This is a genomic window from Zhenpiania hominis, from assembly GCF_014333425.1.
GTDB lineage: Bacteria > Bacillota > Clostridia > Peptostreptococcales > Anaerovoracaceae > Hominibacterium > Hominibacterium hominis.
On the sequence record NZ_JACRYT010000018.1, the window covers coordinates 1 to 10,153 of the forward strand.

Here is a 10,153-nt window from a genome sequence, read left to right on the forward strand (position 1 = left end):
ACCGGCACAAATCCATCCATAATTCTCTATTTTTGTAAAAGTAAAATCCATCCTGTAGACTTAACTCTTACAACATGGATTTTACTCTTACAAACTGGACGTTATTTTTACAAGTCACCTTCCGATTTTTCTGCCGTTTTTCAGGTTTCATCCCTTCATTAAGCGTCCGCTCCGCCAGGCTGATCATTCGATGTGGCGTCATCCGCACCCGCGTCATCCTGCTGGCTCATATCTTCCTCCGGTGAGGGTTCAGCCTGAGTTGCCTCAGTTGCCTCTGTCGTCTGCTCAGACTGAGTTTCCTGCGTGGACTCTGTTTCTTCTCCCGCAACCTTCGCGTTGTCATAGATAAACTCGCCGACTTTGTTAAAGGTCAGCGCAAGTTCAATATAGGTATCCATATCCTGCCCAAATGTCTCCACAAACGTCTCATCGTCCTGATAACCCGCGTCTTCCAGCTGTGTTCTGAGTTCGTCCTCTTCTTCATCGGTATAGCTCAGATCTTCCTTTTCCGCGATATCATACATGACCATCTGCTCTTTCACATAGGCCTGGGCCGTTTCTTTATTCTCAGTATTGTACTCCTCTTCGGATTCAATTCCGTACTGCTCCCAGAGATCTTTGAGTTCCATGCCATTGTTATCCGCCATAGCCTGATACTGGGTCTCGATCTCTTCCACATATTTGTTTACTTCGTCTTCCGGATATTTGATGACTTCGGAGCTTTCCACCACCTGGCTCCAGAGATCGCTGATGGCATCACTTTTGGCCTGGTCTTCTTTTTCCTTGTAAAGTTCGTCTCTGACCTGCTGTTCATATTCGGCAGTTGTCTCCACATCGCTGTTGTCCGCTACCCACGCGTCATTATACTCCGGAATCGTTTCTTTGACAATGTGGTTAATCGTTACTGTAAATACCACATCCTTACCGGCTACTTCCGAGCTGTTATAGTCATCCGGGAACTTCAGGTTCAGGGTCTGGGTGGATCCTACCGGTTTTCCGATAAGCCCGTCCTCGAATCCGTCAATGAATTGTCCGGATCCGATGGTCAAATCCGTGTCTTCCGCGCTGCCGCCGGAAAAGGTCTCTCCGTCAATTTTTCCTTCATAATCAATATTGACGGTATCGTTTTTAGCGACGGTTCCTTCTTTTACTTCTTCCGTTGTCTTCGTATCTTCCACATTCGCTTCTACCTGCGTGCTGACCTCCTCATCGGAAACCGACACTTCGATTTTCTCCATTTCCAAGCCCTTATAGTTTGCCGTTTTCACATACTCGGATAAATCGTACCCGCTGTAAGGATTATCGCTGCCGCATCCGGTAAGCCCCAGACTGACAGCCAAACACATCATTAACACAAACGGAATGATTCTTTTTTTCATAATATCCTCTTTCCTTTTTTCATAATTTATCAGATTCTAACACATCTTGCACACATTGAAAAGAACCTGTTCCTATTCTTCACACAGCCGCCACAATACTTTTGTATCAGAGCGCTTTGTGGATCTCTTCCATCCTCCGGTCTACTTCCGCCATAGCATTGGCGCAGTCTTTCAATTCTTCTTCCATTTCCGGCGTAATTCCACCGCTGCGCTTATATTTCAGTTCATGCTCCAGACTGGCCCAAGTGTCCATAGCAATGGTCCGCAGCTGAATCTCCACCGGCACCATCTCTGTTTTATCCGACAGAAAGACCGGAATTTCCACCACCAGATGAAGACTGCGATATCCGCTTTCCTTCGGTTCTTTTATGTAGTCTCTCCGCCGGATCAATTTGATGTCGTCCTGTTTGAGCAGCAAGGAAGCTACCGCGTATACATCATCAATATAGTTGCAGATTACCCGAATTCCAGCCATATCCGTGATTTGATAAATGGACGCGATCTCAATCTCCAGCCCTTTCCTCTCCAATTTTTCAAAAAGGCTCCGGGGGGATTTCAATCTGCACTCCATATGATGGATCGGGTTATAATCATAGCGCACTTGAAACTCATCGTCCAAAATTTCCAGCTTTGTACTGACCTCCCGTATCGCCGCATGATATGTGTTTCTGAGCAGAATAAAATCCTGAAATTCTTCCATCAGCGGTTTTAAAGCTCCCGGAACCACATCTTCATCTAAATGAAAATTATCTTTTTTTTCAATGATCATTTTGTTTTCGTTCTCCTGTCTTAGTTCTCAGTAATTACACAATTATAATTATTGTACACTAAAATCCCTCTTTTTTGTATAGAGGTTTTCTTAAAATTTCATAAAAGCGAACTCTGTTTCACTGGAGGAGTGTGAAATGATTCTTTTTAAAGTCGATCATACCTTCGCCCCGCATCCGGGAAAGTTCCGCAGACATAGCGCTCCGATCTACGGACAGATAATCAGCCAGTTCCTGGCGGTTAAAAGGGATATCAAAGCTGCTGCTTTTTTTCATAAAAGCCTGTGTTGACAAATAAGATAAAAGCTTTTCCCTAGTTGAGCGCTTTGTAATATGCTCCATCTTCTGCATCAACATAATATTTTTCTCCGCGAGGATTCTTGTCATATTTTTGATCACTTTTGAATGGAATTCACAGGAAGAAGGGCAAGTTGTTAAAAGCTTCTGGTAATCAAAAAGAAGTACTCTGGTCTGCTCCGCGGCAACGACACTGATGGGTACCGGTACGATTTCCGCGCAGGCAAAGGCTTCTCCGAAAATATCGCCTGGCCCTATAACTTCAATAATCGCCCGGTTTCCCCAGTAATCTTCCTTTATAATCTGAAGAGTCCCTGTCTCCACCATTCCGGTCACAGGGTTTGAGATACCCGCGTTCAGAACAAAATCATGTTTAGAAAAGCACTGCTCTTTCGCAGAAAGACAGTTTAAAAGCGCCTTTATCTCCGCTTCCTGTATACCTTCAAATAATCTGGATGTTTCCATAAACTCCCCACTTCTGTTGTAAATACAACTTTTTTCTTCGAGTATACTGTAGAAAAGGCGCCAAGTCAAATTTATCTACATTCTCTGGGCGGCGTCCCATGCCAGGTCAGAGCGCTCACACTCATTGGCGTTCATCGTAATTTGAACGCACAGCGGACTACCCTTCATCTTTTCTGCCGCAAAGCTGAGCCCGTTTGTCCTCTCATCTAAGAAAGGCTGATCGATTTGTTCCGGATCTCCTAGAAGTATCACCTTTGTACCTTTTCCCACGCGGGTAATAATACCCTTCGCCTGAATCGGGCTCAGATTCTGCGCCTCGTCTATTACAAGCCAAGTATGAGAGATAGAACGCCCTCTGATAAAATTAATCGCCTCTGCCGTTACAATCCCCGCGTCAAAGAGATAATCAATTTTTCCTCGCAGTTCCTTTTCGTCTTCGAGCATAGACGTGCCGGTTTTGTCCTCCTGGCTCAACAGCACTTCCAAGTTGTCGATTACCGGCCGCAGCAAAGGAGAAATTTTTTCCTGTTCCGTTCCAGGAAGGAACCCGATCTCTTTGTCAAACTGGGCGTTTGATCTGCATACCAAAATCTTCCGATATTCCGGAGGAATATTTTCCAGAACTTTTGAAAGCCCTACTGCCATCGTGTAAAAAGTTTTCGCTGTTCCCGCCATACCTTTTACAATAACCAGCGGCGCTTCTTCCGCATCCATCATAAGAGCTTCCTGCAGAAAATACTGCCCCGCGTTTCTCGGCTTAACACCGTAAGGCTGCGCTTTCGCATAAGCAAGGGGGACAATTTTTCCCTTTTGGTATTTTCCAAGCATCGTTTTCTTTTCAAAAAGTTCCGAGCGCAGAATAAAAAACTGATTTTCTATCGGTTCCACTGGCTTATGCGTTCCGTCCTCTCCCATAACATACAAATCTTCAGGAAGCAGTCCTTTTTCCTTGAATTCTTCCATTTTCTCATCGGCGACATAGGCCTCCGCTCTGCCCGTATACTGCCGCTTTGATTCCGGAACCTGTTCTGTCGTAAAATCCTCAGCCTTCAGCCCCATCATCTGCGCTTTGATTCGGACCACGATATCCTTTGTAACTAAAATATTGGCAATTCCCTGATTTTCCAAACCTCTGCAAACTTTTAGAATTCGATTGTCGGGGCTGTCTTTTTTCAGGCTGTCCGGAAGCTCAATATCTACACAGTTTAATTCCAGCCTCAGCATACCGCCGTCAGGAAGCTCTACACCCCGGGACAAGTCTCCTATCTGGCGGAGCTGTTCTAAAAACCGGATAGCCTGTCTTGCGTTAGCTCCTTTCTCTCCCTCTGCTTTCTTCAGCCCGTCCAGCTCTTCCAGTGCCGCGACCGGCAAAACCACATCGTTGTTTTCAAAGGACCAGAGCGCATGCGGCGCCTGCACCAGTACATTCGTATCCAGCACATACGTCTTTTTCATAAAATCCCCCACTTTCGCTGTATTTATTCAGTTTCATCTTATATAAAAGTGTATGCGCCTGCCCTGTTAAATACAAGCAGCTGTTTGTTAAAATCCCGTGAATCCATGTTAAATATGCGTTAAGAGAATTCAGAATACCGCGGTTTCCAGTATAGAACTCAACCGATGAAGCTGGTCTCCCGCCATCATATGTGGTAAACTAATGTCATCACATTTTAGATAAAGGAAGCGAATTAGCATGGAAGAATTGGAAAAGGTTCTGTATTCTGCTCTTTTTGAGCACACTCTGGTAAAAATGATATTCAGCAGCCCTCGCAAAAAATCTCTGCCTTATAAAAAAGTGACCCTCCGGCCGGTCCTGTTGCAGGACAAACCGATGTTTCAGGCAGAATTTCATTACGAAAAAAAAGCGATTCATGAAAATCTAGCGGAAGATGAGGCGTTGGAAGCCTGCGCCGCCTTTATTCTGCGTGATTTCAAGCAGATCAATATTTTTACCGAGGAGGAGGATGTCCAACTCCTTGCGGCAAAGCCGGACCGACCGAGAATCATCCGCAAGCCCGCGACTCTCCGGCAGGAAAGTTTGTCCCATAACCACATCAAAAATTATACCATCGCTGAGGGAACGCCCTGCGACTTTCTGATCCGTCTGGGTGTTATGAATCCGCAGGGGAAGGTCTTTCCCAGGCACTATTCGAAATTTCGCCAGATCAACCGGTTCCTGGAAATCCTGCAGGATGTGTTTCCCAGCCTTTCCCAGGACAAAACCCGCCCTCTCCGTATCATCGATTTTGGCTGTGGAAAAGCATATCTGACCTTCGCGCTTTACCACTACCTTAGGACCATCCAAAATCGCAATGTGGAAATTGTCGGGCTGGATCTAAAAGAAGATGTCATCCGCTTTTGTAATCAGGTGGCTGCAGATCTTCATTACACCGATCTCAAGTTTCTCATGGGTGATATCGCGGACTATACAAATGATCACGCTGACATGGTTGTCACCCTCCATGCCTGTGATACAGCCACAGATTTTGCCTTAATCAACGCCGTGAAATGGAATACAAAGGTCATCCTTTCTGTCCCATGCTGCCAGCATGAATTGTTTGGACAGATCCGAAATGAGATTCACGAACCCATGTTCAAACACGGCATTCTCAAAGATCGATTTACAGAGATTCTTACTGACGGTCTCCGGGGCCTGAAATTGGAGGCCTGCGGATATGATGTGGCAATGATTGAATTTACCAGCCTGGAACACACTTCAAAAAATATTATGATCCGCGCGGTCAAAAATGGAAAAGAAAACAGCCGGGCGGCAGCGGAATACGAACGGCTGAAGGAATTTTACCGCGTGCACCCCACCATCGACAGTCTGTAGTGATAAAATAAAAAACAGCCGGGCAGAAGCTCATGTTTTCTGTCCGGCTGTTTTCATATTCTTAGTTTTAAAGCTTAATTCTTTCCGCAAGCTCTTCCTGTATTTCCTTTTCCTCCTCTTTCTTTCCTTTTGGAGTAAAATTCTGCGGTCTGAAGATGATGAACAAAATCGCGCACACAGCCATCAGCGCCGGATAGTACAGGTTTGGAATAATATTCAGCGGAGTCAGTCCCACCAGGGCGGCGGCTGTCAGAAGCTGCGCGCCATAAGGAATTAAACCCTGGCCTACGGAAGCAAAAATATCCAGAAGCGATGCCACCCTCTTTGGTTCCACGCCAAACTCATCACCGATTTCCTTTGCGATTGGACCTGCCATCACAATGGCCACTGTATTATTGGCTGTGCAAAGATCCACCAACAGAACCAGGAGAGCGATTCCGAACTCAGCTCCCCGTTTTCCTTTTGTACGCTTTTTAATCGTATCGATAATCAAATTGATTCCGCCATTCTCCTTAATTAAGGAAACAATACAAGCCACAATCAGAGAAATAATCGAAATTTCAAACAAACCAGTCATTCCGTCACCGATCGCGGTAAAGCTTTCCAGCAAAGTAAATTCTCCGTAAGCGACTCCCACAATCATAGATAGAATAATTCCAGAAATCAGCACCAGGAATACATTGAATCCAATCAGCGCGCCGATTAGAACCACCAGGTACGGAATCACCTGGACAAAGTTGTAATCGTAAGATGCCTGGGAATTATAACTCATTCCCAGGGTCTGAATGAAAAATAGAATCACCGTCACAACCGCAGCAGGAAGAACAATGAAAAAATTCTGCTTAAACTTATCTTTCATTTCACAGCCCTGCGTCCGTACAGCAGCGATCGTTGTATCCGAAATCATAGACAGATTATCTCCAAACATGGCGCCACATACTACAGCTCCAATGCAGATGGCCAAAGGGAATCCTGTCTGCTGTGAGACACCTAGAGCAATGGGGGCCAGCGCGGTAATCGTTCCCATCGATGTCCCCATGGAGAGAGAAATAAAGCACCCGATCACAAATAGCCCCGGAACCATAAACTGGGGAGGCATTACAGACAGACCAAAATTAACGGTGCTGTCCACACCACCCGCGGCAGTCACCACTCCGGAAAAAGCTCCCGCAACAATGAAAATCAGAATCATCGTAATGATATTCACATCTCCCGCGCCTTTCGCTATGATAGACAGTTTCTCGTCAAAGGTCAGCTTTCTATTCTGCAGCATTCCCACAAACAAGGCAGCTACAAAAGCCACCAGCGCGGGCATTCCATAGAAATCCCCGCTTATAATTCCTACTCCGGCAAATAGTACAATAAATACAATAAAGGGCAGCAGGGCCCAGCCGCGTCTTTTCATAATCCGCTCCTCATTTCTATATCTTTCAGATTCTCCGTATTCTAATCATCCGATCAGCGGATAACTAGTAAAATGGAACATCTTTGCAACCACACTACTTGGAAACATATGAATCCTTTTATTCATTGTGCCCGCAATCCGATTGTAAAAAGAGCCCACATGAGCAATATTCCGATCCGCCTCTTCAATCTGCCGCCTCAGCCGAAGATAGCTTTTATCCTTCTTTCTCTTCTCATCCATATCCAACGCGAAAAAAAGAGTCTCAATGGTCTCCGCCACTGCGCTTTCACAAAGAATTCGTTCGTCCGCGCTTTGAGCTGCTTCCGCAAGCTGTACGGCATCGGAAACATTCCGCAGGATATCTCTCCAATCATCTCCCCCGGGACTTTTTTCCGCCAGCTTCACAAATCGGCTCAAAAGCTCCCGCCTTCTTTTCATGTAGACCTCAGTAGTCAAAAAAGCTTCCTCCGCGCTGTTTCGCAAACGAACAAAGCCCTTATAGGACATGATCAGCCAGAAAGCAAATACAGCCGCCAGCAGAAAAATCGCAGCCACGATACTTATTGATGACATAAACACAGCCTCCCTTACTCCGGAATTTTCCACTCTACCGGATCTTTTCCAAAGCGCCGCAGAAAGGCGTTGGTTTTCGAAAAGTATTGTTTACCCCAAAAACCTCTCCCTGCTCCCAGAGGGCTTGGATGCGCTCCTTCAAGGATCAGATGGCGGTTATTCGTAATAAGAGCTTTCTTTGCTCTCGCGTTTCCTCCCCATAAGATGAACACCATGGGATCCTCTCGATCGTTCAAAAGTTTAATCACCCGATCCGTGAAAATCTCCCATCCCTTCCCTTTATGAGAATTTGATTGCCCTCTCCGAACGGTTAGCACCGTATTTAAAAGAAGTACCCCGTTTTTAGCCCAGCTTTCCAAACATCCGTGATTCGGAGGTTCGATTCCCAAATCGTCTTTCAGTTCCTGAAAGATATTTACAAGCGATGGCGGCGGAGGCACCGGTTTCTGCACAGAAAAACAAAGACCATGAGCCTGTCCCGGCTGATGGTATGGATCCTGCCCCAAAATAACCGCTTTTACCTCCTTATAAGACGTAAATTTCAGCGCATTGAAAATATCATACATATTCGGATAAACCGTTTGGGTCTTGTATTCTTTAATCAAAAATGTTCTTAATCTCTGATAATAATCTTTTTCAAATTCTCCATCTAGGATCGTGTCCCAGTCATTTCCTATGTTCACCATATTGTTATTATAGCGAACTTACCTGGAAAAAACAAGCAATACTTATAGGCTGAGGGCCGTCCGCCTGAAACTTTAACGTTTTCCCTGCTGCCGATTCTCAATAACCGTTTCCTTCGCGGCGAAATCCCGCAGCTTTTCCAGCGCTCTCCTGTGCCTGCTTTTAACGGTATTCTCACTTTCTCCGGTAATCTGCGCAATTTCTGAAAGATTGTAACCTTCATAGTAATACAACCGCAGAAGGATAATTGCGTCTTCCGGAAGTTTTCGCAAAAGCCGGGCCAGTTGTTCCCTATCACCGATTTGCTCCAGTTCGTCCGCCAAGCGCAAATAATAGCTTCCATCCCGCCTTGCCACGTTGATTTCAATTTCTTCCGCATCCAGAAAACGCAGGGATTCCCTGTTTTTCATGACCTGACGCCAATGACGATTCACTTCGTTTCTGGTAATGCTCCAGAGCCACGCGTCCATCTTCTCCACATCTTTTAACTGCTTCAGAGAGCGCAGCGCTTTGATGAAAATATCCTGAAGAAGATCTTCCCGATCCTGTTTTTCCACATTCATAATAGCCAGAAGCCGATTTATATTGTTATATTTGCTGCATAGTAGTGCTTCTTTTTCTTTTATATCCAATGTTGCTCCCTCTCTGATCTGTAATAATAATTCTTATCTACTTATATAGTTTATTGATTTCTCCGCCTCCCGAAATACTCTTAAAGAGGATTCTTCCATACCTTTCAGCGGAATTTGTCTAAATAAGAAAAAAAACAGAGTATTTTCGCACCTTTTTCCCTCATTTTGTACTCTATAAAGAGAGAACATTGAATACGCACAATTAAGGAGGACCTGCATGAAAACCGAACTGCAGCAGCGAGTCGCGCACAATTTATCCATCCTTCGACAAAACGCGAAACTAAGTCAGAGCGAGCTGGCCGCAAAAATTTCGATCTGCCGTTCAACGTACTGTCAGTATGAACACGGGGATCGACTCCCCGATGTCGCTACACTATATACATTATGCAAATTTTATCATGTCAATATGGATACCATGCTAAGGTATGACGTTCGTACGGTTCTTCAAGAATACTTTCTGTTTCAAGAGTATACACAGGACACGACAAAACTCCTGATGCTTTATAATTCACTCTCTGAATTTTCAAAGGGCAGGCTGCTGGAACGTGCCGAAGAACTGGCCCAACTAGATCAGATGAAAAAACAGAACGTGTTTTATTTTGATGATTAATTCAGAGGGAGTTCAGGCCGCAAGATCCCCCAGGCAACCCAAACTCCCTTTTATCTTTCCTTCAACCCTTCCAGATAGCCGATCACCCTGGACTGCAGATCCCCGGGAAGATCATCCCATAACAGGAGCAATTCTTTCTGCTTTTCGGTTAAATCCACTCTGGATTCATCCTCTAAAAAGAACTGCGACATGGTAATATCCAAACCCTCACAAATCTTCTGTAGCGTCGGAAGAGTCGGCATCGTATCCTTTTTGAACATATTTGTAAGTGTTGTATATGGAATCTGCGCCTGCTTTGCCAGCTTGTATTTTGTGATTCCTTTTTTACAGCATATAGCTTCTATTTTCTCGAGTGCATAATTCACAACAGATAACCTCATTTCTATACCTATATTTTATCCTAAACCCTCTTTCTTTTTTAGTCTATAATACAGGTTCTATTTAGTACCTGTATTTCAATTATTCTCTGCAAACAAAAAAGAGGCTGTTTTTTGCCTCTTTTTTGTTT

11 protein-coding genes are annotated in these 10,153 nt (G+C 44.8%); 2 read left to right on the forward strand and 9 right to left on the reverse strand.

Going from position 1 to position 10,153, the window contains the following annotated elements:
- Window positions 1–158: 158 nt before the first annotated feature.
- The 4 genes from tig to H9L42_RS12980 all read right to left on the reverse strand — a co-directional run bounded on the left by tig (window position 159) and on the right by H9L42_RS12980 (window position 4,363).
- A complete protein-coding gene (gene tig / locus H9L42_RS12965) occupies window positions 159–1,379 on the reverse strand; it encodes a trigger factor (RefSeq protein ID WP_187303831.1) in 1,221 nt (406 codons plus the stop codon).
- 106 nt (window positions 1,380–1,485) lie between these two features.
- Window positions 1,486–2,148, reverse strand: coding sequence for a GTP pyrophosphokinase (locus tag H9L42_RS12970; protein ID WP_187303832.1), 663 nt, complete (start codon window positions 2,146–2,148; stop codon window positions 1,486–1,488).
- 118 nt (window positions 2,149–2,266) lie between these two features.
- Window positions 2,267–2,908 (reverse strand): Crp/Fnr family transcriptional regulator, encoded by a 642-nt coding sequence (locus tag H9L42_RS12975; RefSeq protein WP_187303833.1) that lies wholly within the window; start codon window positions 2,906–2,908, stop codon window positions 2,267–2,269.
- A 75-nt stretch (window positions 2,909–2,983) separates the two neighbouring features.
- Window positions 2,984–4,363, reverse strand: coding sequence for a PhoH family protein (locus H9L42_RS12980; RefSeq protein WP_187303834.1), 1,380 nt, complete (start codon window positions 4,361–4,363; stop codon window positions 2,984–2,986).
- Window positions 4,364–4,601: 238 nt separating this feature from the next.
- Between H9L42_RS12980 and H9L42_RS12985 the strand changes: the two genes are divergently transcribed.
- Window positions 4,602–5,741 (forward strand): class I SAM-dependent methyltransferase, encoded by a 1,140-nt coding sequence (locus tag H9L42_RS12985; protein WP_187303835.1) that lies wholly within the window; start codon window positions 4,602–4,604, stop codon window positions 5,739–5,741.
- 67 nt (window positions 5,742–5,808) lie between these two features.
- Here the strand turns inward: H9L42_RS12985 and H9L42_RS12990 are convergent, their stop codons facing one another.
- From H9L42_RS12990 to H9L42_RS13005, 4 genes are all read right to left on the reverse strand, one after another.
- Window positions 5,809–7,146, reverse strand: a complete 1,338-nt coding sequence (locus H9L42_RS12990) for a Na+/H+ antiporter NhaC family protein (protein ID WP_187303836.1) — start codon at window positions 7,144–7,146, stop codon at window positions 5,809–5,811.
- A 45-nt stretch (window positions 7,147–7,191) separates the two neighbouring features.
- Window positions 7,192–7,719 (reverse strand): LemA family protein, encoded by a 528-nt coding sequence (locus H9L42_RS12995; protein WP_187303837.1) that lies wholly within the window; start codon window positions 7,717–7,719, stop codon window positions 7,192–7,194.
- 14 nt (window positions 7,720–7,733) lie between these two features.
- Window positions 7,734–8,405, reverse strand: coding sequence for a uracil-DNA glycosylase (locus H9L42_RS13000; RefSeq protein ID WP_187303838.1), 672 nt, complete (start codon window positions 8,403–8,405; stop codon window positions 7,734–7,736).
- A 72-nt stretch (window positions 8,406–8,477) separates the two neighbouring features.
- The gene (locus H9L42_RS13005) at window positions 8,478–9,035 is read right to left on the reverse strand and encodes an RNA polymerase sigma factor (protein WP_187303839.1); all 558 of its coding nucleotides are present in this window, start codon (window positions 9,033–9,035) and stop codon (window positions 8,478–8,480) included.
- 217 nt (window positions 9,036–9,252) lie between these two features.
- Between H9L42_RS13005 and H9L42_RS13010 the strand changes: the two genes are divergently transcribed.
- Entirely contained in the window at window positions 9,253–9,645 is a 393-nt protein-coding gene (locus H9L42_RS13010; RefSeq protein WP_187303840.1) for a helix-turn-helix domain-containing protein, read from the forward strand.
- Between the two features lie 50 nt (window positions 9,646–9,695).
- Here the strand turns inward: H9L42_RS13010 and H9L42_RS13015 are convergent, their stop codons facing one another.
- Window positions 9,696–10,010, reverse strand: coding sequence for a helix-turn-helix domain-containing protein (locus tag H9L42_RS13015; protein WP_346726320.1), 315 nt, complete (start codon window positions 10,008–10,010; stop codon window positions 9,696–9,698).
- Between the last annotated feature and the right edge of the window lie 143 nt (window positions 10,011–10,153).